Below are 24530 nucleotides of genomic sequence, written 5' to 3' on the forward strand. Positions count from 1 at the left end.
GCCTTCTGGTTACAGCGGCAAATGCTTACTCAACATCGCCCTGAGCGCCGCCGGTTTCACCGGTTTGGCCAAATACCCCAGCCCCGCTGCATGCACCTGCGCGACCATCTCTGGCCGACCATCAGCGCTGATCACCACTCCGGGCACCGGCTCGCCCAAACGGGTGCGCAGCCAGGCCATCAACTCGGTTCCGGTTTCGCCATCGTCCAGGTGGTAATCAACCAAGGCCAGTTGCGGGCGCATGCCTTCGCTGAGTAATGCCGCGCACTCATCGCGATTGCGCGCCGTCCACACCTGGCATCCCCAGCGCGTCAGCAGGCTGTTCATGCCAATCAGGATGCTGTCCTCATTGTCGACACAGAGTACCTGGGCGCCACTCAACAGCTTGCCGTTCAACTCGGCCGTCTTGACCGGCAACACTGCCTGCGCTCGGGCCAGCGGCACGCACACGCTGAAGACACTGCCGCGCCCCGGCCATGAGCGCACTTGCAGGCGATGACCGAGGACTCGGCACAGGCCGTCGGCAATCGCCAAGCCCAGGCCCAAGCCTTTTTCGGCGCGAGTCTGATGGCTGTCGAGGCGTTTGAATTCTTCAAAAATGACCTTTCGCTTGTCCTCCGGGATGCCCGGCCCACGGTCCCAGACCTCCAGGCACACCTCGCCCTGGCGTCGGCGCACGCCCAACAATACCGGGCCTTTGGCGTAGCGGAACGCGTTGGTAAGGAAGTTCTGCAGTATGCGCCGCAGCAATTTGATGTCGCTTTCCACTCGCAACTGGCTGCCGCGTACGCGGAATTTCAGGCCCTGATCCGTGGCCAGCGCCTTGAACTCCGCGCCCAGTACATCGAACAGTTCATTGAGCTCGAACGGCTTCGAATCAGGGTTGATCTTGCCGTTTTCCAGGCGGGAAATATCCAGCAGATCGCTGATCAGGTCTTCGGCCGAGCGCAACGAGGTGTCGAGGTGCTGCACCAGTTTCTGCGCGTCGCTGGACAGGCCGTCATCCTGATGGGAGAGGGCGGCAGAAAACAGCCGCGCCGCGTTCAGCGGCTGCATCAGGTCGTGACTGACCGCAGCGAGGAAGCGCGTCTTCGACTGATTGGCAGACTCGGCTGTTCCTTTGGCCTCGGTCAGGGCGACGTTCAGTTGCGACAGCTCGTGGGTACGTTCGGTTACCCGGCGTTCCAGGCCCTCGTTGGCTTCGGTCAGCGCCTGCTCAGCCTCACGGAACGCGGTGATGTCGGTGAAACTCATGACGAAGCCGCCGCCGGGCATCGGGTTGCCAATCAGCTCAATGACCCGGCCGTTGGGAAACAGCCGCTCGGAAGTGTGCGCGCGGCCTTGGCGCATCCAGTGCAGACGGCGGGCGACGTGCACTTCTGCCTCGCCCGGGCCGCACAGGCCGCGCTCAGCGTTGTGACGGATGATGTCGGCAATCGGCCGGCCGACACTGATCAGGCCATCCGGGTAATTGAACAATTCCAGGTAGCGCCGATTCCAGGCCACCAGCTTCAGCGACTGATCCACCACGCTGATGCCCTGGGTAATGTTTTCAATCGCACCTTGCAGCAGGGCACGGTTGAATTGCAGGACTTCGGAGGCTTCGTCGGCGATTCGTACGACATCTTCGAGCTGCATCTCGCGGCCTTCAATGGCTGCCTTCACCACTGCGCGAGTCGACGAGGCACCCAATACACCTGCCAGCAAGCGCTCGGTGTGGGCGATCCATTCGCCATCGGCGTTCTGGTTCGGGTTGAAACCTTTACCCTGGCGATAAGCGAAGCGGATGAAGCTCTGGCGCGCGCGTTCCTCACCGACGAAGCGCGCCGCGAGTTGCAGCAGATCGTCAATCTGCACCGCCAGCATCGAGCGCGCACTGGGGCGAGCGCTGATTTCCTGCCCAATGAATCGACCGGCCTGCCAGTGCTCGGACACCCGCGTGCGCGACAGCACCGAGACCCAGGCGAACAACGTGAAGTTGCCCACCAGCGACAACACTACCCCTTGAGTCAGTGGGGTGATCGGCAGGTTCAGTGGGTTGCCCTGCAGCCAGGCCAGGCCAGGGAAAGTATGCAGCGACCAGCCCAGGCTGTGCGCCGCGATCGGCAGGATCAGGGTGTAGAACCAGAGGAAGGTCCCGGCGGCCAGGCCGGCGAAGACTCCGCGGCGGTTCGCCTGCTTCCAGTACAACGCGCCGAGCATGGCCGGGGCCAGTTGGGTCACCGCGGCGAATGCGATCTGGCCGATGGTGGCCAGGCTGGCGGTGGAGCCCAGCAGGCGGTAACTGACGTACGCCAGCAGCAGAATCACCACGATGCTGACCCGGCGCACCGACAGCATCCACTGGCGGAACACTTCGAACGGACGCTCGGCGTTATTGCGCCGCAGCAACCATGGCAACAGCATGTCGTTGGAGACCATGGTCGACAGCGCGACGCTCGCCACGATCACCATGCCGGTCGCCGCCGACGCACCGCCGATAAAGGCCAGCAGCGCCAGGGCCGGGTGCGCCTGGGCCAGCGGCAGACTGATGACGAACGAGTCCGGGAGCACCGAGCTGGGCAGCAGCATCTGCCCAGCCAGGGCGATTGGCACCACAAACAGTGCGGCCAGGGCCAGGTAAGCGGGGAATACCCATTTGGCCAGGCGCAGATCCTGCGGGTCGATGTTTTCCACCACGGTCACGTGGAACTGCCGGGGCAGGCAGATGATCGCCATCATCGCCACCCCGGTCTGCACGATCATCGATGGCCAGTTGATGGTTTCCTTCCAATACTGTTCCAGGCGCGGAGCCAGCATGGCCTGGTCGAACAGGTCGTCGAACCCGTCGTACAGGCCGTAGGTCACGAACGCACCCACGGCGAGGAACGCGAACAGCTTGACCAGCGATTCAAAGGCAATGGCCAGCACCATGCCGCGGTGGTGTTCCGTGGCGTCGAGGTTGCGGGTGCCGAACACGATGGTGAACAGTGCCAGCACCAGCGACACGATCAGCGCCGTGTCCTGGGCGCGCACGCCCATGGCGTCGGCACCAGCGCCGATCAGCAGGTTCACGCCAAGCACGATGCCTTTCAGCTGCAAGGCGATGTAGGGCAGCACTCCAACCAGGCAGATCAGCGCCACCACCACTGCCAGGGACTGCGACTTGCCGTAGCGTGCGGCGATGAAGTCGGCGATGGAGGTGATGTTCTCCTGTTTGCTGATCATCACCATCTTCTGCAGCACCCACGGCGCGCATACCAGCAGCAGGATCGGCCCGAGGTAGATCGGCAGGAATGACCAGAGCTGTTCGGCGGCTTGGCCGACCGCACCGAAGAATGTCCAGCTGGTGCAATAGACCGCCAGCGACAGGCTATAGACCCAGGCACGTACCCGCGGCGGCAGCGGCGTGGCGCGACGGTCGCCGTAGAAGGCGATGGCGAACATGATGGCCATATAGGCCAGGGCGACGGCGGCGATCAGCCCGCTGGACAGCGACATGAGAACTCCAGGGCAAAGACATCCGGGACTCCAGCCCGGTCAGACAGTCTCGCACGATGCACGGGGTTAGTCAGTGTCGACCAAGGTCGTGGCGTGGCGGGGTGTCGCATGCGCAGGGGCTGGTGCATTCAGCGGCCTCATCGCGAGCAGGCTCATTATGCGAACACAACGATTGAGGGCGCCTAAGCCAAATGTAGGAGTGAGCCTGCTCGCGATGGCGTCAGCATGGGCTATATCTGCTAAGCCGATAACAGTTAGAGATATTACCCGTTATATAGATATTCGATTCGGTTCTACCATGAATTCCACCTCACCAGAGGACAGGAGTTCGCCATGACATGCACAGCCTCAACCGCCAAACTTGGTTTCAAACCCTTCAGCCATTTGCAGCATCCGCGGGAAGTCATTCGCCAGTTCACCCCGAACTGGTTTGCCGCCACCATGGGCACCGGCGTCCTGGCGCTGGCCCTCGCTCAACTGCCCTTGAACATTCCCGGCCTGCACGCTGCAGCCGAAGCGCTGTGGCTGTTCAACATCCTGTTGTTCTCGTTATTCACAGTGCTATACGCCGCGCGCTGGACTCTGTTCTTTCATGAGGCGCGCCGGATTTTCGGGCATTCCACAGTATCGATGTTCTTCGGCACCATCCCCATGGGCCTGGCGACCATCATCAACGGCTTTCTGGTATTCGGCCTGCCGCGCTGGGGCGATGGCGTGATTCAACTGGCCGAAGCGCTGTGGTGGCTGGACGTAATGATGGCACTGGCCTGCGGAGTGTTGATTCCCTACATGATGTTCACCCGACAAGCGCACAGCATCGACCAGATGACCGCCGTGTGGCTGTTGCCGGTGGTGGCGGCGGAGGTCGCGGCGGCCAGCGGTGGCTTGCTCGCACCGCACCTGGCCGATGCGCATTCGCAGCTGGTGATGCTGGTGACCAGCTATGTACTGTGGGCGTTCTCGCTGCCGGTGGCCTTCAGCATTCTGACTATCCTGATGCTGCGCATGGCCTTGCATAAACTCCCTCACGAAAACATGGCCGCTTCCAGCTGGTTGGCGCTGGGGCCTATCGGCACTGGAGCACTTGGCATGCTGCTGCTGGGCGGCGATGCACCGGCGATATTTGCCGCCAATGGCATGAGTGGCATCGGTGAAATAGCCGCCGGCCTGGGCCTGATCGCCGGCATCACCCTGTGGGGCTTCGGCCTGTGGTGGATGCTGATCGCACTGCTGATCACTGTGCGCTACCTGCGCGCGGGCATTCCGTTCAACCTCGGCTGGTGGGGCTTCACCTTTCCCCTTGGCGTGTATGCGCTGGCCACGCTAAAACTGGCCAGCGTGCTGGACCTGATGTTTTTCAGCCTGTGCGGCTGCCTGCTGGTGGCCATGCTCGCGGTGATGTGGTTGATCGTCGGCAAACGTACACTGCAGGGGGCATGGCGCGGCGAGCTGTTTGTCTCGCCTTGCATTGCAGGTTTAAGGAAATCAACGGCGAACACGGGTAATTTGTGGCCTGGAGCAGGATTGGTCGTTCCAAGTACTGTATGCACTGATTGCAAGCCACTCATTACCCAACATCAAAACGGGAACACACGGAAGATGAGTCATCCCTCACAGTTCACCTTGCTGCGCACCCGGCGCTTCCTGCCGTTTTTCGTGACGCAGTCGCTTGGGGCATTCAACGACAACATATTCAAGCAGTCGCTGATCCTCGCCATCCTGTACAAGCTGACCATCGATGGCGATCGCTCGATCTGGGTCAACCTGTGTGCGTTGCTGTTTATCCTGCCGTTCTTCCTGTTCTCGGCCCTGGCCGGGCAGTTTGGCGAGAAGTTCGCCAAAGACGCGCTGATTCGCCTGATCAAGCTCGGAGAAATTGCCATCATGGCGGTCGGCGCGGTCGGTTTCATGTTCGACCACCTGTGGCTGATGCTGCTGGCCCTGTTTGCCATGGGCACGCACTCGGCGCTATTCGGGCCGGTGAAATACTCGATCCTGCCCCAGGCGTTGCACGAAGAGGAGCTGGTCGGCGGCAACGGCCTGGTGGAAATGGGCACCTTCCTGGCGATTCTCGCGGGGACCATCGGCGCCGGCATCATGATGTCGTCCAGTCATTACGCACCCATCGTCTCCACCGCGATCATCGGCATCGCCGTCCTCGGTTATCTGGCCAGCCGCAGTATCCCGCGGGCCGCCGCTTCCTCGCCGCAGATGCGGCTGAACTGGAATATCTTCAGCCAGTCCTGGGCGACCTTGAAACTGGGGCTGGGGCAGACTCCGGCGGTGTCGCGTTCGATTGTCGGCAACTCGTGGTTCTGGTTTGTCGGGGCGATCTACCTGACGCAGATTCCGGCCTATGCCAAGGAGTGGATGCACGGCGACGAAACCGTGGTGACGCTGATCCTTACCGTGTTTTCGGTGGGCATCGCGCTCGGCTCGATGCTCTGCGAAAAACTCTCGGGGCGTAAAGTCGAGATTGGCCTGGTGCCCTTCGGTTCCTTCGGCCTCACAGTGTTTGGCCTGCTGTTGTGGTGGCATTCCGGGGGCATTCCGGACAGCCTGACTGGCCACGGCTGGATCGAAGTGCTGGGCTTTGCCCATACCTGGCTGGTGTTGATCGACATCCTCGGTCTCGGCGTCTTTGGCGGTTTCTACATCGTGCCGCTGTACGCACTGATCCAGTCGCGCACCGCCGAAAACGAGCGGGCGCGAGTGATCGCTGCCAACAACATCCTCAATGCGCTGTTCATGGTGGTATCGGCGATTGTTTCGATCGTACTGCTGAGCGTGTTCGAGCTGTCGATTCCACAACTGTTCCTGGTGGTGTCGCTGCTGAACATTGGCGTCAACGCCTACATTTTCAGCATTGTTCCCGAGTTCAGCATGCGCTTCATGATCTGGCTGCTCAGCCATTCCTTGTACCGCGTCGAGCATCGCAACCTGGAACAGATTCCTGATGAAGGCGCGGCATTGCTGGTGTGCAACCACGTGTCCTTCGTCGACGCCTTGCTGATTGGCGGGGCGGTGCGGCGGCCGATTCGCTTCGTGATGTACTACAAAATCTACAACTTGCCGGTGCTGAATTTCATTTTTCGCACAGCCGGGACGATCCCGATCGCCGGGCGGCAGGAAGATATCCAGATCTACGAGAAAGCCTTCAAGCGCATTGCCCAGTACCTGAAGGATGGCGAGCTCGTATGCATCTTTCCGGAGGGCAAACTGACGGCCGATGGCGAGATCAACGAGTTCAGGGGCGGCTTGACGCGCATTCTCGAAGAAACTCCGGTGCCGGTGATTCCGCTGGCATTGCAGGGGTTGTGGGGAAGTTTTTTCAGTCGCGACCCAGGCAAGGGCCTGTTTCGTCGATTGTGGTCGAGGGTGACCCTGGTCGCCGGGCCTGCGGTGCCGGTGGAAGCGGCCGAGCCGGCCAGCCTGCAAAGCCTGGTGGGCGAGCTGCGCGGCGCGGTGCGCTGAGCCAGTTCCCGGCGGGCCGCCTGAGAAGCGAGCCCGCTGGGCAACTCAGCCAGCCATGGCCAGGCGGTTGCGGCCCTCGCGCTTGGCCACATAGAGCGCGCTGTCGGCACGGCGCAACAGGCTTTCGGCGGATTCGCCGGGCAGCAGGGTCGAGCAGCCAAGACTGACGGTCAGTTCAACGGATTTGCCATCGGCAAGGTATTCCTGAGACTGGGTGGCAACACGCAGGCGCTCGCCGATCATCGCTGCCGCTTCACGGCCGGTGTTGGACAGCAGAATCAGAAATTCTTCGCCGCCAAAGCGGAACACCATGTCCACATTGCGCAACTGGCCCTTGATCGAGGCGGCTACCGCCTTGAGCACGTCGTCACCGGCACTGTGCCCATGACTGTCGTTGATACGCTTGAAGTGGTCGATGTCCAGCATCAATAACGACAGCGGCTGCAGGTGCCTTCGCGACATGTCGATTTCCCGCTGCAGTGTCTGGTCCATGGCGACACGGTTGCCGGTGTCCGTCAGCGGATCGCGCAAGGCGCTCTGCGTGGCCACGCGGTAGAGCAGGGCGTTGCGCATGGGAAACAGCAGCGCCGACAGCAGTGATTCGAGGTTGCCCTGTTCCTGTTCAGTGAAGCGCTGATTGCGGCGGAACGTCAGCTCGCCCAGGTGTTCGCCTTCATGGCTGAGGCTATAGCTGATCGAATGATGGCCGCGCAGGCCGAATTCCAGGCGCAAGTCGCTGGCCTTGTGCTGATAGCTCAAGGCGTCGAGCGGTACGAGTCGCTGAATCTCGCGGAAAAACAGCCCGAGTATGCGCTGTGGCTCCAGGCTGGTTTGCAGTTGCAGAACCAGTTGCTGGCGAACCTGCGCAAGACTGATGGGCCTTTCCAGAATCCGGGGCTGTTGACCAAAGCCCAGGCGCTGCAATTTGGCGCTGTCGAAGTCAATTGCGTTGGTCTGGGAAGGTGATTTCATATGGCATGCGCCCCTGAGCAGTAAGACTGTCTTACAAGCTGGGTGAGAGCGGCTTTTGGGCTGCGCGTCATACTGGTCCGTCAGTCCCGTAGGACATCTGTGCCAAGTCTAGTCCGCTTTGCCGACGATTAGTAACCTATCGACTGGAGCCCTGCCCCTATCTGCTATCACTCGCGTGTCTGAGCAAATTAGAGCGAAACTCATGCCATTCGGTTCATTCGAATAAAAGTACTTTTAAATCAACAGGTTGATTTGGAGTAAAGGAGTTTTTCTGAAAATCGGCGGCGGATGTTTGACTTAATACACCCACAGTTGGAGCGCCCAATGCGTGCCGCGGCGTAAAGCCGACGCGGCTCGCAGGCGACGTGCGGTGTTATTGGGCGTTGAAAGCCTGCCCGTTGACGCCGGAACTGTCCGGGCCCATGAGGTAGAGATAGACCGGCATGATCTCTTCAGGGGTTGGATTGTTCAGCGGGTTTTCCCCGGGGTATGCCTGGGCGCGCATGCTGGTGCGGGTCGCGCCGGGGTTGATGCTGTTGGAGCGAACCGGTGCCACGGTATCCACCTCGTCGGCCAGCGTTTGCATCAGGCCTTCGGTGGCGAATTTGGAAACGCCATACGCGCCCCAATACGCCCGACCCTTGCGCCCGACGCTGCTGGAGGTAAACACCACCGAGGCATCCTGGGACAGCTTGAGCAGTGGCAGCAAGGTGCTGGTGAGCATAAACATGGCATTGACGTTGACTTGCATGACTCGCATGAAGTTTTCGCCGGACAACTGTTCGATCGGCGTGCGTGGGCCAATGATCGATGCATTGTGCAACAAGCCATCGAGGTGGCCGAATTCGGTTTCGATCATCGCCGCCAGCTCATCGTATTGATGGGGCAGGGCGGTTTCCAGGTTGAACGGAATGACGGCCGGTTGCGGGTGGCCTGCGGCTTCGATTTCGTCGTAGACCTGGGTCAGGTTGGCTTCGGTCTTGCCCAGCAGCAATACGGTGGCGCCGTGGGCGGCGTAGGTTTTGGCAGCGGCGGCACCGATGCCACGGCCGGCACCGGTGACCAGGATGACCCGGCCGTTAAGCAAGTCGGGGCGGGCGGAGTAATCAAACATAAAGACCTCAACAAATAAATATCTTGGGCGTTGGCATGCTCTTGTAGGAGCCCGGCTTGCCGGCGATGGCTTCTGTGAAATCGCTATCGCCGGCAAGCCGGGCTCCTACGGGGCGCGTTCGCCATTAAGATCAGCAGCCGCAAAGGGCGCTATCGAGCACCTTGCGCAACTCCAGCGGATGATCCACCACCACATCCGCGCCCCAGTGCCGTGGGTTGTCGTCCGGATGAATGTAGCCATAGGTGACCGCTGCCGTCCGCGTCCCGGCGTCGCGGCCGGACTCGATATCACGCAGGTCATCGCCCACGAACAACACGCTGGCCGGGTCCAGGTCGAGCATCTTGCACGCGAGGATCAACGGCTCCGGGTCGGGTTTGCTGTTCTTCACGTGATCCGGGCAGATCAGCAGCGCCGAACGCTCGGCCAGGCCCAGTTGCTGCATGATCGGCTCGGCGAAACGCACCGGCTTGTTGGTCACCACGCCCCAGATCAGGTTGGCTTTCTCGATGTCGGCCAGCAATTCGCCCATGCCGTCGAACAGCTTGCTGTGCACCGCGCAGCCCTTGAGGTAGCGCTCGAGGAATTCCAGGCGCAGCTCTTCGAAACCGGGAGATTCCGGGTCCATGGCGAAGGTCGCTGCGACCATCGCCTTGGCGCCACCGGAGATCTCATCGCGAATGTACTTGTCATTGATGGCCGGCAAGCCGCGCTCGGCAAGCATGGCCTGGCAAATGGCAATGAAGTCCGGCGCGGTGTCGAGCAGCGTGCCATCCATGTCGAAAAGAACCGCTCTGATACGCATCGGCTTACTCCTCGCGCAGGGTCTGGATCATGTAGTTGACGTCCACGTCGGAGGCCAGTTTGTAGTGCTTGGTCAGCGGGTTGTACGTCAGGCCAATGATGTCCTTGACCGTCAGGCCGGCCATGCGGCTCCAGGCGCCCAACTCGGAGGGGCGAATGAATTTCTTGAAGTCATGGGTGCCACGGGGCAGCAGCTTCATGATGTATTCGGCGCCGACGATGGCAAACAGGTAGGCCTTCGGATTGCGGTTGATGGTCGAGAAGAACACCTGGCCGCCCGGCTTGACCATGCGGTAGCAGGCGCGGATCACCGAGGACGGGTCCGGAACGTGCTCGAGCATCTCGAGGCAGGTAACGACGTCGAACTGCTCGGGCATTTCTTCGGCCAGGGCTTCGGCGGTGACCTGCCGGTATTCAACGGTGACCCCGGATTCCAGTTGGTGCAGCTGCGCAACCGCCAATGGCGCCTCGCCCATGTCGATGCCCATGACCGTCGCGCCGCGTTGCGCCATGGCCTCGCTGAGGATGCCGCCGCCGCAACCGACGTCGAGGACCTTCTTGCCGACCAGGTTGACACGTTCGTCAATCCAGTTGACTCGCAGCGGGTTGATGTCGTGCAGCGGTTTGAACTCGCTCTCGCGGTCCCACCAGCGATGGGCCAGGGCTTCGAATTTGGCGATTTCGGCGTAGTCGACGTTGCTCATGGTTCATTCCTCTAAAACTTGAAAAATCCTGTAGCCCCGGAATCTGTTCCGGGGGACTTACAATTCGGTACGGCCGCTGATGCGCTGGCCCCAGGCCTTGGCAGTGGCGCACAGCTGTTCTTCGTCAAGACGGGTCAGGCGGCGGTCATCGAGCAATTGCTTGCCGGCGACCCAGAGGTGCTTCACGCAGTCGCGACCGGTGGCATATATAAGCTGCGAAACCGGATCATAGACGGGCTGTTGCGCCAGCCCGGAAAGATCGAAGGCGACTATGTCCGCAGCCTTGCCGACCTCCAGCGAACCCACCTCGGCATCGATCCCCAGCGCCCGGGCGCCGTTGAGCGTGGCCATGCGCAGCGCGCGATGCGCATCAAGGGCGGTGGCTGAGCCGGCGACGGCCTTGGCCAGCAACGCAGCGGTGCGGGTTTCGCCGAGCAGATCGAGATCGTTGTTGCTGGCAGCGCCATCGGTGCCCACGGCGACATTGACCCCGGCCTGCCACAAACGCTCAACCGGGCAGAATCCGCTGGCCAGCTTGAGGTTCGACTCCGGGCAGTGAATAACGTTGGTATTGCTTTCTACCAGCAACTGCAGGTCTTCTTCGCTGATCTGGGTCATGTGCACCGCCTGGAAGCGCGGCCCCAGCAGGCCCAGGCGAGCGAGCCGGGCCAGCGGGCGTTCGCCGCGCTGCTCTACTGACTGCTGCACTTCAAAGGCAGTTTCATGCACATGCATGTGAATCGAGGCGTCGAGCTCTTCGGCGATCACCCGGATTTTCTCCAGATTGTCGTCGCCCACGGTGTAGGGTGCGTGGGGGCCGAAGGTGATCCTGATGCGCTCATGGTGCTTGAGGTCGCCAAACAGCTCCACGCCCTGACGAATGGCTTCGTCCGCCGTGCTGGCGCCGGGAATGGGGAAGTCGAGGATCGGAATGGCGATTTGCGCGCGAATACCGCTGTTATGCACCCGCTCGCTGGCAACCTTCGGGAAGAAATACATGTCAGAGAAGCAGGTAATGCCGCCTTTGATCTGTTCGGCAATGGCCAGGTCGGTGCCGTCACGCACGAACTCCTCATCGACCCACTTGGCCTCGGCCGGCCAGATGTGGTTTTCCAGCCAGGTCATCAGCGGCAGGTCATCGGCCAGGCCACGGAACAGCGTCATCGCCGCATGGCCGTGGGCATTGATCAGCCCGGGGCTGAGCAGCATGTCCGGCAATTCCCGGACTTCGCCGGCTTCAAGCTTCAATGCCGCGGCGCGCGGGCCGATAAAGACGATGCGTCCGTCGCGGATGCCGATGGCATGCTCCTTGAGCACTACACCAGCGGGTTCGACGGGTACCAGCCAGGTCGGCAGCAATAACAGGTCGAGCGCAGCGGCAGTGTTCGGCATCGAGGATCGGTTCCAGAGCTTTTGTAAAGGATGGCGAAGTATACCCGAGCGTCTTGGCGGGGGGATCGCTATAATCGGCGGCTTTGTTTCTGAGTGCGGGGTGAATAATGCGCGATCGACTGTTGGCTGCGGAGAAAGTGAAGGCCATCGATTGGCGTGATGGCGCCCTGTACCTGCTGGATCAGCGCGTTCTGCCGTTCGAGGAAACCTGGATCGCCTACACCAACGCGGCAGGTGTCGCCGAGGCCATTCGCTCGATGGTGGTGCGTGGCGCCCCGGCAATCGGCATCAGTGCGGCCTACGGCATTGTGCTCGCGGCCCGCGCCCGCATGGCCGAGGGTGGCGACTGGTATGCAGCGCTGGAAGAAGATTTCGCCTTGCTGGCCGACTCGCGTCCCACTGCGGTCAATCTGTTCTGGGCCCTGGGGCGCATGCATGACCGGCTGGATCGCCTGAAAAGTCAGGCTGATCCGCTGGCGGCGTTGGAAGCCGAAGCCATTGCCATTCATGAAAGTGATCGCGAAGCCAACCTGACCATGGCCCAGCTAGGCGTGGACTTGATCCGCAAGCACCAGGGCAACGCCCAGGCGATTCTCACTCATTGCAATACCGGCGCGCTGGCCACCGGCGGGTTTGGCACGGCGCTGGGGGTGATTCGCGGCGCTTTCATCGAGGGTATGGTCGAGCGCGTCTATGCCGACGAAACCCGGCCTTGGCTGCAGGGTTCGCGCCTGACGGCCTGGGAACTGGCCAATGAAGGCATACCGGTGACAGTCAACGCCGACTCGGCGGCGGCGCACATCATGAAAACCAAGGGCATCACCTGGGTGATCGTCGGCGCTGACCGGATTACCGCCAATGGTGATGTGGCGAACAAGATCGGCACTTATCAACTGGCGGTCAATGCCATGCACCACGGAGTGCGCTTCATGGTGGTGGCGCCGAGCTCGACGATCGACATGCAACTGGCCAGTGGCGACGATATACCGATCGAGGAGCGCGACGGGCGCGAATTGCTCGAAGTCGGCGGCAAGCGGGTCGGGGCGGATGTCGATGCGTTCAATCCGGTGTTTGATGTGACGCCAGCGGACCTGATCGATGCAATCGTGACCGAGAAGGGCATTGTCGAGCGCCCGGACACTGCGAAGATGGCGCAGTTGATGTGCCGTAAGCGTCTGCATTGAAGATTTGTTGGGCCTGGTAGATAGCTATCGCGAGCAGGCTCACTCCTACAGATGTGATTTGAGAGCCGCGCATGTCCGGTGTAGAAGTGAGTCTGCTCGCGATAAGGCCCTCAAAGTCAACAAATCCCTTCGAACCTGGACGAATTTTTACATTCGGCGCGGCTCTGAGCTTCTCTCGTCCCCTTCAAGCCCGCCACCAGTCAACTAACTACACTCCATGCGCATCAGGGGGATAGGTGCGTGGCGGCTCTTGTGATAACATTCGGCGGTTTCCAAGGTAGCCCGATGTGGCTGCCTTTACTGCGCAGATCCATGGCATAACTCGTTGATTTGTCGTAAGTCGGTGCATGGCACTCAGCCTGCAGCGGCGAGCTTCGTTCGTCCCATATGGATGTGACGAGGTTTCACCAGAAAAAGGAATCAGGCTTCTCATGGGCGAACTGGCCAAAGAAATCCTCCCGGTCAATATCGAAGACGAGCTGAAGCAGTCCTACCTCGACTACGCAATGAGCGTAATTGTCGGGCGGGCACTGCCGGATGCGCGCGATGGCTTGAAGCCCGTGCACCGGCGTGTGCTGTTCGCGATGAGCGAGCTGGGCAACGACTTCAACAAGCCGTACAAGAAATCTGCCCGTGTTGTCGGTGACGTGATCGGTAAGTATCACCCGCACGGTGATACCGCGGTGTACGACACCATCGTTCGGATGGCGCAGCCATTCTCGCTGCGTTACCTGCTGGTCGACGGCCAGGGCAACTTCGGTTCCGTGGACGGCGATAACGCCGCAGCCATGCGATACACCGAAGTGCGCATGACCAAGCTGGCGCACGAGCTGCTGGCTGACCTGCACAAAGAAACCGTGGACTGGGTGCCGAACTACGACGGCACCGAAATGATCCCGGCGGTCATGCCGACCCGTATTCCCAACCTGCTGGTCAACGGCTCCAGCGGTATCGCCGTGGGCATGGCGACCAACATCCCGCCGCACAACCTCGGTGAAGTGATCGATGGTTGCCTGGCCCTCATCGACAACCCCGAGTTGACCATCGATGAGCTGATGCAATACATCCCTGGTCCGGACTTCCCGACTGCCGCGATCATCAACGGTCGCGCCGGCATCATCGAAGCCTACCGGACCGGTCGCGGCCGCATCTACATGCGTGCCCGCTCGACCATCGAGGACATCGACAAGGTCGGTGGCCGCCAGCAGATCGTTATCACCGAGCTGCCGTACCAGCTGAACAAGGCCCGCCTGATCGAAAAGATCGCCGAGCTGGTCAAAGAGAAGAAGCTGGAAGGCATCACCGAGTTGCGCGACGAGTCCGACAAGGACGGCATGCGCGTCGTGATCGAACTGCGTCGCGGCGAAGTGCCTGAGGTGATCCTCAACAACCTCTACGCCCAGACCCAGCTGCAAGCGGTGTTCGGTATCAACATCGTCGCGCTGATCGACGGCCGTCCGCGGATCCTCAACCTCAAGGACCTGCTGGAAGCCTTCGTTCGTCACCGTCGCGAAGTCGTGACCCGCCGTACCGTGTTCGAATTGCGTAAAGCGCGCGAACGTGGGCACATCCTTGAAGGTCAGGCGGTTGCCCTGTCTAACATCGACCCGGTCATCGCCCTGATCAAGGCTTCGCCGACTCCGTCGGAAGCCAAGGAAGCACTGATCAACACGGCGTGGGAATCTTCCGCCGTGGTGGCGATGGTTGAGCGCGCCGGTGCCGATTCCTGCCGTCCGGAAACCCTGGACCCGCAATACGGCCTGCGCGAAGGTAAGTACTTCCTGTCCCCGGAACAGGCGCAAGCCATCCTGGAACTGCGCCTGCACCGCCTGACCGGCCTGGAACACGAGAAGCTGCTGGCTGAATACCAGGAGATTCTCAACCAGATCGGCGAGCTGATCCGCATCCTCAATAGCGCCACGCGCCTGATGGAAGTGATCCGCGAAGAGCTGGAAGTGATCCGCGCCGAATACGGCGACGTGCGCCGCACCGAGATTCTCGATGCCCGTCTCGACCTGACCCTGGGTGACATGATCCCGGAAGAAGAGCGCGTCGTGACCATCTCCCACGGTGGTTATGCCAAGACCCAGCCATTGGCTGCGTACCAGGCCCAGCGTCGCGGCGGTAAAGGCAAGTCGGCAACTGGCGTCAAGGATGAGGACTACATCGCTCACCTGCTGGTAGCCAACAGCCACACCACGCTGCTGCTGTTCTCCAGCAAAGGCAAGGTGTACTGGCTGAAAACCTACGAAATCCCGGAAGCGTCCCGTGCAGCCCGTGGTCGTCCGCTGGTCAACCTGCTGCCGCTGGACAGTGATGAATACATCACCACCATGCTGCCGGTCGACGAATACACCGAAGGTCACTTCATCTTCATGGCTACTGCCAAAGGCACCGTGAAGAAGACCCCGTTGGAATCCTTCAGCCGTCAACGCAGCGTCGGCCTGATCGCGCTGGAGCTGGACGAAGGCGACGTGTTGATTTCTGCCGCGATCACCGATGGCGAGCGTGAAGTCATGCTGTTCTCCGATGGCGGCAAGGTGACTCGCTTCAAAGAGTCCGACGTACGCGCCATGGGCCGTACCGCCCGCGGTGTTCGCGGTATGCGCCTGCCAGAAGGGCAGAAGCTGATTTCCATGCTGATCCCTGAAGAAGGCAGCCAGATCCTCACCGCCTCGGCGCGTGGTTTCGGCAAGCGCACGGCGATCACCGAGTTCCCTGAGTACAAGCGTGGCGGTCAGGGCGTCATCGCCATGGTCAGCAACGATCGCAACGGCCGTCTGGTTGGCGCGGTTCAGGTGCTCGATGGCGAGGAGATCATGCTGATTTCCGACCAGGGCACCCTGGTTCGTACCCGAGTCGACGAAGTCTCCAGCCTGGGTCGTAACACCCAGGGCGTGACCCTGATCAAGCTGGCCAGCGATGAAACGCTGGTAGGCCTGGAGCGGGTCCAGGAGCCTTCGGAGGTCGAGGGCGAAGAACTGGAAGAGGGTGAAGAGGGTGCAGTGTTCGACGGTGAGGTCGTGATCGACGACGTTGCCGAGGACCAGCAACTCGACGCCGCAGCCGACGAAGAGCCACAAGAGTAAGTGGGCAAAACAGGGGGGCGGATGAAAATTCGCCCCCTTGTTGTTTGTCCTGTACGAAAATATCGACACCATGGAGATCCCTTGTAGGAGTGAGCCTGCTCGCGATCGCATCACCGCGGTGTGACGGTCATGACGCGGCGCCCGCATCGCGAGCAGGCTCACTCCTACAAAAGCCGTGTTTCAGCAGGGACCGTGTGTCGATTGATGTTGTGATTTATTGCGTGACTACCACCAAATCAGAGCGAGATTGGATGTGAGCAAGAGAGCCTATAACTTCTGTGCCGGTCCTGCGGCGCTTCCTGAAGCTGTCCTGAAGCGCGCTCAGGGTGAACTCCTGGATTGGCATGGCAAGGGCCTGTCGGTCATGGAAATGAGCCATCGCAGCGATGAGTTCGTGTCCATCGCCACCAAGGCCGAGCAGGATCTGCGTGATCTGCTCAATATCCCCTCCAACTACAAAGTGCTGTTCCTGCAAGGTGGCGCCAGCCAGCAGTTCGCGCAGATTCCGCTGAACCTGCTGCCGGAAAACGGCTCCGCTGACTATATCGATACCGGTATCTGGTCGCAGAAAGCTATCGAAGAAGCTTCGCGCTACGGCCACGTCAACGTTGCCGGCACCGCCAAGCCTTACGATTACTTCGCCATTCCCGGCCAGAACGAATGGCAGCTGTCGAAAGACGCGGCGTACGTCCACTACGCCCCGAACGAAACCATCGGCGGCCTGGAATTCCAGTGGGTCCCGGAAACCGGTGACGTCCCACTGGTCGCCGACATGTCCTCGGACATTCTGTCGCGTCCAATCGACGTCTCGCGCTTCGGCATGATCTACGCCGGCGCGCAGAAAAACATCGGCCCGAGCGGCATCGTCGTCAACATCGTGCGCGAAGACCTGTTGGGTCGCGCCCGTTCCCTGTGCCCGACCATGCTCAACTACAAGGTCGCGGCCGATAACGGCTCGATGTACAACACCCCGCCAACCCTGGCCTGGTACCTCTCCGGCCTGGTGTTCGAGTGGCTGAAAGAGCAGGGTGGCGTCGAAGCCATCGGCAAGCTCAATGAAGTGAAGCAGCGCACGCTGTATGACTTCATCGATGCCAGCGGCTTGTACAGCAACCCGATCAACAAGTCCGACCGCTCGTGGATGAACGTGCCGTTCCGCCTGGCGGACGACCGTCTCGACAAGCCGTTCCTGGCCGGTGCCGACGAACGTGGCCTGCTCAACCTCAAGGGTCACCGTTCCGTGGGCGGGATGCGCGCCTCCATCTATAACGCCGTCGATATCGTTGCGGTTAACGCACTGATTTCGTACATGGCAGAGTTCGAGAAGGAACACGGCTAATGTCTGAGCAAGAACTCAAGGCACTGCGCGTTCGCATTGACGCCCTGGACACCAAGGTCATGGAGCTGATCAGCGAACGTGCACGCTGCGCCCAGGAAGTTGCGCGAGTAAAGATGGCCTCGCTGGCCGAAGGCGAAGTGCCGGTGTTCTATCGTCCTGAGCGTGAGGCCCAGGTGCTCAAGCGCGTGATGGAGCGTAACCAGGGCCCGCTGGGCAACGAAGAGATGGCGCGGTTGTTCCGCGAAATCATGTCCTCGTGCCTGGCCCTCGAACAGCCGCTGAAAGTGGCGTACCTCGGCCCTGAAGGCACCTTCACCCAAGCGGCGGCCATGAAGCATTTCGGCCACGCGGTGATCAGCAAGCCGATGGCGGCAATCGATGAAGTGTTCCGTGAGGTCGCGGCGGGGGCGGTGAATTTTGGCGTGGTGCCGGTGGAGAACTCCACCGAAGGCGCGGTCAACCACACTCTCGACAGTTTCCTCGAACACGACATGGTGATCTGTGGCGAAGTCGAGTTGCGCATCCACCACCATCTGCTGGTGGGTGAAAACACCAAGACCGACAGCATCAGCCGCATCTACTCCCACGCCCAGTCCCTGGCCCAGTGCCGCAAGTGGCTGGACGCGCACTACCCGAATGTCGAGCGTGTGGCGGTTTCCAGCAACGCCGAGGCCGCCAAGCGGGTCAAGGGTGAATGGAATTCAGCGGCGATTGCCGGTGACATGGCGGCCGGCCTGTACGGGCTGACGCGCCTGGCGGAAAAAATCGAGGATCGCCCGGACAACTCCACGCGATTCCTGATGATCGGCAATCAGGAAGTGCCGCCAACCGGCGACGACAAGACCTCGATCATCGTGTCCATGAGCAACAAGCCGGGCGCGCTCCACGAGCTGCTCGTGCCTTTCCATGATAATGGCATCGACCTGACTCGAATCGAGACTCGTCCTTCGCGCAGCGGTAAATGGACCTACGTGTTCTTTATCGACTTCGTCGGCCATCACCGTGATCCGTTGATCAAAGGTGTCCTGGAAAAGATCAGTCAGGAAGCCGTGGCGCTCAAAGTGCTGGGCTCCTACCCGAAAGCAGTTCTCTAAGGGCGATAGCAAAATGAGTGGTGACTTCCTCGCTCTGGCACAGCCGGGCGTGCAACAACTTTCGCCTTACGTTCCGGGCAAACCCGTGGACGAACTGGCGCGCGAGCTGGACATCGATCCGGCCAGCATCGTCAAGCTGGCGAGCAATGAAAACCCGCTGGGAGCCAGTCCCAAGGCCTTGGCGGCCATTCGCCAAGAGCTCGCCGAGCTGACCCGATATCCGGACGGCAACGGTTTTGCCCTCAAGACCCTGCTGGCTGAACAGTGCCGCGTCGAACTCGATCAGGTAACCCTGGGTAACGGCTCCAACGACATCCTCGAGTTGGTCGCGCGGGCCTACCTGGCCCCCGGCCTGAACGCGGTGTTCAGCGAGCATGCGTTTGCGGTCTATCCGATCGTGACCCAGGCCGTCGGCGCCCAAGCGCGGGTGATCCCGGCGAAAGAGTGGGGACACGACCTGACGGCCATGCTGGCGGCCATCGATGCCAATACCCGCGTAATTTTCATCGCCAACCCGAACAACCCGACGGGCACCTGGTTCGGCGCCGAAGCACTGGACGAATTCCTCCAGGACGTGCCTGAGCATGTGCTGGTGGTGCTGGACGAGGCCTACATCGAGTACGCCGAAGGCAGCGACCTGCCGGATGGCCTGGATTACCTGGCGGCCTACCCGAACCTGCTGGTGTCGCGCACCTTCTCCAAGGCCTACGGCCTGGCGGCGCTGCGTGTCGGCTACGGCTTGTCGACTTCTGTCGTGGCCGACGTGCTCAATCGGGTACGCCAGCCGTTCAACGTCAACAGCCTGGCCCTCGCGGCCGCTTGTGCGGCGCTGCAGGACACGGATTACCTGGCTGAAAGCCGTCGCCTGAACGAATCCGGCATGCAGCAACTGCAAGCGGGTTTCCGTGAGCTGGGGCTGAGCTGGATCCCGTCCAAAGGTAACTTTATCTGCGTTGACCTGGGTCGCGTCGCGGCGCCGGTCTTCCAGGGCTTGCTGCGCGAGGGCGTGATCGTGCGCCCGGTGGCCAACTACGGCATGCCGAACCACCTGCGCATTACCATTGGCCTGCCCTCTGAAAACAGTCGTTTCCTTGAGGCGCTGACCAAGGTTCTGGCTCGTGGTTGATGTCACTGCACTGCAATCTGCAGCACCTATGATCGGGCGCCTGGTGGTGGTCGGTCTGGGTCTGATCGGCGGTTCGTTTGCCAAGGGCTTGCGTGAAAGTGGCTTGTGCCGCGAAGTGGTCGGGGTCGATCTTGACCCGCAGTCGCGCAAGCTGGCGGTTGAGCTGGGTGTGGTGGATCGCTGCGAAGAAGACCTGGCGCTGGCTTGCCAGGGCGCGGACGTGATCCAGCTCGCCGTGCCAATCCTGGCCATGGAGAAAATGCTCGCCCGCTTGGCTGGCATGGATCTGGGTCAGGCAATCCTGACCGACGTCGGCAGCGCCAAGGGCAACGTGGTGCGTGCGGCGACCGAGGCGTTTGGCGGCATGCCGTCGCGTTTCGTGCCGGGGCATCCGATCGCCGGTTCCGAGCAGAGCGGGGTGGAAGCCTCGAATGCCGAGCTGTTCCGTCGTCATAAAGTCATCCTGACGCCGCTGGCGCAAACGGATCCGGCGGCATTGGCCGTGGTTGATCGTCTGTGGCGCGAGCTGGGTGCCGATGTGGAGCACATGCAGGTCGAGCGTCACGATGAAGTGCTGGCGGCGACCAGCCATTTGCCGCACTTGCTGGCGTTCGGTTTGGTCGATTCATTGGCCAAGCGCAATGAAAATCTTGAGATCTTCCGTTACGCTGCCGGCGGTTTCCGCGATTTCACGAGAATCGCGGGCAGCGACCCGGTCATGTGGCATGACATCTTCCTCGCCAACCGCGAAGCTGTCCTGCGCACACTCGATACATTTCGCAGCGACCTCGACGCCTTGCGCGACGCGGTCGATGCAGGGGATGGGCACCAATTGTTGGGCGTATTCACTCGCGCCCGGGTTGCCCGCGAACATTTCAGTAAAATCCTGGCCCGCCGGGCTTATGTGGACGCTATGAACTCCAACGACCTGATTTTCCTGGCACAACCTGGTGGCCGCCTGACTGGGCGGATTCGAGTACCAGGCGACAAATCGATTTCCCACCGTTCGATCATGCTCGGCTCCCTCGCCGAAGGCGTCACCGAAGTGGAAGGTTTCCTCGAGGGCGAAGATGCCCTGGCGACCTTGCAGGCCTTCCGTGACATGGGTGTCGTGATCGAAGGTCCGCACCATGGGCGCGTGACCATTCACGGCGTCGGCCTGCACGGCCTGAAAGCCGCGCCTGGCCCGATCTACCTGGGCAACTCCGGTACTTCGATGCGCCTGTTGTCTGGCCTTCTGGCTGCGCAGGACTTCGACAGCACCCTGACCGGCGATGCCTCGCTGTCCAAGCGTCCAATGAACCGCGTGGCCAACCCGCTGCGGGAAATGGGCGCCGTGATCGAGACGGCTGCTGAAGGTCGCCCGCCGATGGTCATTCGCGGTGGCAACAAGCTCAAGGGCCTGACCTACACCATGCCGATGGCGAGTGCCCAGGTTAAATCCTGCCTGCTGCTGGCTGGCCTGTACGCCGAAGGCAAGACCACCGTCACCGAGCCGGCACCGACCCGCGACCATACCGAGCGCATGCTGCGCGGCTTTGGCTACCCGGTCAGCGTCGAGGGCGCTACTGCGTCGGTCGAGTCCGGGCACAAACTGACCGCCACCCATATCGAAGTACCGGGCGACATCTCGTCGTCGGCGTTCTTCCTGGTGGCAGCATCCATCGCCGAAGGTTCGGAGCTGGTGCTCGAGCACGTCGGCATCAACCCGACCCGTACTGGCGTGATCGACATCCTGCGCCTGATGGGTGCCGACATCACCCTGGAAAACCAGCGTGAAGTGGGCGGCGAGCAAGTGGCAGACCTGCGCGTGCGTGCAGCTAAACTCAAGGGTATCGAGATTCCCGAAGAGCTGGTTCCGCTGGCGATTGACGAGTTCCCGGTATTGTTCGTCGCTGCAGCCTGCGCCGAAGGTCGGACCATCCTGCGCGGCGCCGAAGAGCTGCGGGTCAAGGAGTCGGACCGGATCCAGGTGATGGCCGATGGCCTGCTGGCGCTGGGCGTCAAATGCGAGCCAACCCCGGACGGCATCATCATCGACGGCGGCCTGATTGGCGGCGGCGAAGTGCACGGGCACGGCGATCACCGGATTGCCATGGCGTTCAGCGTTGCGTCCCTGCGCGCCACCGCGCCGATTCGCATCCATGATTGCGCCAACGTTGCGACCTCGTTCCCCAACTTCCTCGCGCTGTGCGCGCAGGTCGGCATCCGCGTTGCTCAAGAGGCTCAGTCGTGAACATCAAGCCACCGGTCATTACCATCGACGGCCCGAGTGGGTCGGGCAAGGGCACCATCGCCGGCATCCTGGCCAAGCGCCTCGGCTGGTGCCTGCTGGATTCCGGTGCGCTGTACCGCCTGCTGGCATTTGCCGCACGCAACCACGGTGTCGACCTGACCAATGAAGAGTCGCTGAAGCTGCTGGCGGCTCATCTGGACGTGCAGTTCGTCGGCGCAACCGAAGGTCATCCGCAACGCATCATCCTTGAAGGCGATGATGTAACCGATGATTTGCGCAACGAGCAGGTTGGCGCCTGGGCTTCCCAGGTCGCCGCCCTGCCGGCCGTGCGCGACGCTCTGCTGCAGCGCCAGCGGGCGTTTCAGGAGGCGCCGGGTCTGGTGGCCGATGGCCGAGACATGGGCACAGTGGTTTTTCCTGACGCACCCTTGAAGATTTTCCTCACCGCCAGTGCCGAGGAGCGTGCGCGCCGTCGATACTTGCAGTTGAAGGGGAAAGTGGATGGTGTTAGTCTGTCGAGTCTGCTAGATGAGATACGTGTCCGCGACGAGCGTGACACCCAGCGAGCGGTAGCCCCGCTCAAGCCGGCGGCTGACGCCATACAGCTGGATTCCACGGAATTATCCATCGATCAGGTGCTGGAACGCATCATGAGCGAGATCGCCATTCGCGATATCGCCGGGTGACCAAGAAGCGCAACAGGGGACCAGTCATAGTCCTGCGGTGCTTCTTTAAATGAACGTAACCCACGTCGTCTGGGATGTGGAGATGGGCGTATTCTTCGCCCTTATACTCAGGAATTAAAATGAGCGAAAGCTTTGCGGAACTCTTTGAAGAAAGCCTAAAAACCCTGAACCTTCAGGCAGGCTCCATCATCACCGGTGTTATCGTTGATATCGATTACCAAGCTCGCTGGGTAACCGTTCACGCTGGCCTGAAGTCTGAAGCACTCATCCCGCTTGAGCAGTTCTACAACGACGCTGGCGATCTGACTATCAATGTCGGTGACGAAGTTCACGTTGCTCTGGACTCGGTAGAAGACGGTTTCGGTGAAACCAAGCTGTCCCGTGAAAAAGCCAAGCGCGCCGAGTGCTGGATCGTTCTGGAAGCAGCCTTCGCAGCTGAGGAAGTGGTCAAGGGCGTTATCAACGGTAAGGTTAAAGGCGGCTTCACTGTCGACGTTAACGGCATCCGTGCGTTCCTGCCAGGTTCCCTGGTTGACGTCCGTCCTGTGCGCGATACCACGCACCTGGAAGGCAAAGAGCTGGAATTCAAGGTCATCAAGCTTGACCAGAAACGCAACAACGTTGTCGTTTCCCGTCGTAGCGTCCTCGAAGCCGAGAACTCCGCTGAGCGTGAAGCTCTGCTGGAATCCCTGCAGGAAGGCCAACAAGTCAAAGGTATCGTCAAGAACCTCACCGATTACGGCGCATTCGTCGATCTGGGTGGCGTCGATGGCCTGCTGCACATTACCGACATGGCTTGGAAACGTATCAAGCATCCATCGGAAATCGTCAACGTTGGCGACGAGATCGATGTCAAGGTTCTGAAATACGATCGCGAACGCAACCGTGTTTCCCTGGGCCTGAAGCAACTGGGCGAAGATCCATGGGTTGCTATCAAAGCCCGTTACCCAGAAAGCACTCGCGTTACCGCTCGTGTAACCAACCTGACCGACTACGGCTGCTTCGCTGAGCTGGAAGAAGGCGTTGAAGGCCTGGTACACGTTTCCGAAATGGACTGGACCAACAAGAACATCCACCCTTCGAAAGTCGTACAAGTCGGCGACGAAGTGGAAGTTATGGTTCTGGACATCGACGAAGAGCGTCGTCGTATCTCCCTCGGCATCAAACAGTGCAAATCTAACCCATGGGAAGATTTCTCTGGCCAGTTCAACAAGGGCGATAAAATCTCCGGCACCATCAAGTCGATCACCGATTTCGGTATCTTCATTGGTCTGGACGGTGGCATCGACGGCCTGGTTCACCTGTCCGACATCTCCTGGAACGAAGTTGGCGAAGAAGCTGTTCGTCGTTTCAAGAAGGGCGACGAGCTGGACACCGTTATCCTGTCGGTTGACCCAGAGCGCGAGCGCATCTCCCTGGGTATCAAGCAACTGGAAAGCGATCCGTTCTCCGAGTACGTTCAAGAGAACGACAAAGGCGCAATCGTTAAAGGCATCGTGAAAGAAGTTGACGCTAAAGGCGCCATCATCACTCTGGCCGACGATATCGAAGCGACTCTGAAAGCCTCCGAAATCAGCCGTGACCGCGTTGAAGACGCGCGCAACGTTCTGAAAGAAGGCGAAGAAGTAGAAGCCAAGATCATCAGCGTTGACCGCAAGAGCCGCGTAATCCAGCTCTCCATCAAGTCGAAAGACGTTGAAGAAGAGAAAGAAGCCATCCAAAGCCTGCGCGACAAGCCAGCTTCGGACGCTCCTGCTGCTGGTCCTACCACTCTGGGCGACCTGTTGCGTGCACAAATGGAAAAACAGAACTAAGTTCTGTCAGACCATAGAAAAAGGG

The 24530-nt window shown here is 60.8% G+C and carries 15 protein-coding genes and 1 pseudogene; 10 read left to right on the plus strand and 6 right to left on the minus strand.

Annotated features, from left to right (window positions below):
- Positions 1-9: 9 nt before the first annotated feature.
- Positions 10-3480, minus strand: a complete 3471-nt coding sequence (locus ORL50_RS23685) for a hybrid sensor histidine kinase/response regulator (RefSeq protein ID WP_266018516.1) — start codon at positions 3478-3480, stop codon at positions 10-12.
- 333 nt (positions 3481-3813) lie between these two features.
- On the opposite strand from ORL50_RS23685, the pseudogene ORL50_RS23690 reads away from it, so the two are divergent.
- Positions 3814-4896, plus strand: a pseudogene (locus tag ORL50_RS23690) (TDT family transporter); the annotation flags it as partial.
- Positions 4897-5079: 183 nt separating this feature from the next.
- Positions 5080-6954 carry an MFS transporter gene (locus ORL50_RS23695; RefSeq protein ID WP_266018539.1) on the plus strand — a complete coding sequence of 625 codons (1875 nt, stop codon included), beginning with the start codon at positions 5080-5082 and terminating at the stop codon, positions 6952-6954.
- Positions 6955-6999: 45 nt separating this feature from the next.
- Here ORL50_RS23695 and ORL50_RS23700 read toward each other — a convergent pair whose 3' ends face one another.
- From ORL50_RS23700 to ORL50_RS23720, 5 genes are all read right to left on the minus strand, one after another.
- Positions 7000-7926: a GGDEF domain-containing protein gene (locus ORL50_RS23700; protein ID WP_266018517.1), complete on the minus strand. Its 927-nt coding sequence runs from the start codon at positions 7924-7926 to the stop codon at positions 7000-7002.
- Between the two features lie 373 nt (positions 7927-8299).
- Positions 8300-9040: a YciK family oxidoreductase gene (locus tag ORL50_RS23705; RefSeq protein ID WP_266018519.1), complete on the minus strand. Its 741-nt coding sequence runs from the start codon at positions 9038-9040 to the stop codon at positions 8300-8302.
- 130 nt (positions 9041-9170) lie between these two features.
- The gene (mupP, locus tag ORL50_RS23710) at positions 9171-9842 is read right to left on the minus strand and encodes an N-acetylmuramic acid 6-phosphate phosphatase MupP (protein ID WP_266018520.1); all 672 of its coding nucleotides are present in this window, start codon (positions 9840-9842) and stop codon (positions 9171-9173) included.
- Between the two features lie 4 nt (positions 9843-9846).
- Positions 9847-10545: a bifunctional 2-polyprenyl-6-hydroxyphenol methylase/3-demethylubiquinol 3-O-methyltransferase UbiG gene (ubiG, locus tag ORL50_RS23715; RefSeq protein WP_266018523.1), complete on the minus strand. Its 699-nt coding sequence runs from the start codon at positions 10543-10545 to the stop codon at positions 9847-9849.
- 57 nt (positions 10546-10602) lie between these two features.
- Positions 10603-11937 (minus strand): TRZ/ATZ family hydrolase, encoded by a 1335-nt coding sequence (locus ORL50_RS23720; RefSeq protein ID WP_266018525.1) that lies wholly within the window; start codon positions 11935-11937, stop codon positions 10603-10605.
- A gap of 107 nt (positions 11938-12044) precedes the next feature.
- On the opposite strand from ORL50_RS23720, the gene mtnA reads away from it, so the two are divergent.
- The 8 genes from mtnA (at position 12045) to rpsA (ending at position 24505) form a co-directional block, all read left to right on the plus strand.
- The gene (gene mtnA / locus ORL50_RS23725) at positions 12045-13121 is read left to right on the plus strand and encodes an S-methyl-5-thioribose-1-phosphate isomerase (protein WP_266018526.1); all 1077 of its coding nucleotides are present in this window, start codon (positions 12045-12047) and stop codon (positions 13119-13121) included.
- Positions 13122-13552: 431 nt separating this feature from the next.
- Positions 13553-16210 carry a DNA gyrase subunit A gene (gyrA, locus tag ORL50_RS23730; RefSeq protein WP_266018528.1) on the plus strand — a complete coding sequence of 886 codons (2658 nt, stop codon included), beginning with the start codon at positions 13553-13555 and terminating at the stop codon, positions 16208-16210.
- 253 nt (positions 16211-16463) lie between these two features.
- On the plus strand, positions 16464-17549 hold the full coding sequence (serC, locus tag ORL50_RS23735; RefSeq protein WP_266018529.1) for a 3-phosphoserine/phosphohydroxythreonine transaminase: 1086 nt from the start codon (positions 16464-16466) through the stop codon (positions 17547-17549).
- Positions 17549-18643 carry a prephenate dehydratase gene (gene pheA, locus ORL50_RS23740; RefSeq protein ID WP_007908404.1) on the plus strand — a complete coding sequence of 365 codons (1095 nt, stop codon included), beginning with the start codon at positions 17549-17551 and terminating at the stop codon, positions 18641-18643. Before serC ends, pheA begins: the two co-directional genes overlap by 1 nt.
- Positions 18644-18656: 13 nt before the next feature.
- Entirely contained in the window at positions 18657-19769 is a 1113-nt protein-coding gene (hisC, locus tag ORL50_RS23745; RefSeq protein ID WP_266018532.1) for a histidinol-phosphate transaminase, read from the plus strand.
- A 28-nt stretch (positions 19770-19797) separates the two neighbouring features.
- Positions 19798-22005 (plus strand): bifunctional prephenate dehydrogenase/3-phosphoshikimate 1-carboxyvinyltransferase, encoded by a 2208-nt coding sequence (locus ORL50_RS23750; protein WP_266018541.1) that lies wholly within the window; start codon positions 19798-19800, stop codon positions 22003-22005.
- Complete coding sequence (cmk, locus tag ORL50_RS23755; RefSeq protein ID WP_084322379.1) at positions 22002-22691, plus strand: (d)CMP kinase; 690 nt, start codon at positions 22002-22004, stop codon at positions 22689-22691. The genes ORL50_RS23750 and cmk overlap by 4 nt, the downstream gene beginning before the upstream one ends.
- 119 nt (positions 22692-22810) lie before the next feature.
- Positions 22811-24505, plus strand: a complete 1695-nt coding sequence (rpsA, locus tag ORL50_RS23760; protein WP_266018535.1) for a 30S ribosomal protein S1 — start codon at positions 22811-22813, stop codon at positions 24503-24505.
- The last annotated feature ends 25 nt before the right edge of the window (positions 24506-24530 follow it).

Source organism: Pseudomonas sp. RIT-562 (assembly GCF_026241895.1).
Lineage (GTDB): Bacteria > Pseudomonadota > Gammaproteobacteria > Pseudomonadales > Pseudomonadaceae > Aquipseudomonas > Aquipseudomonas mandelii_F.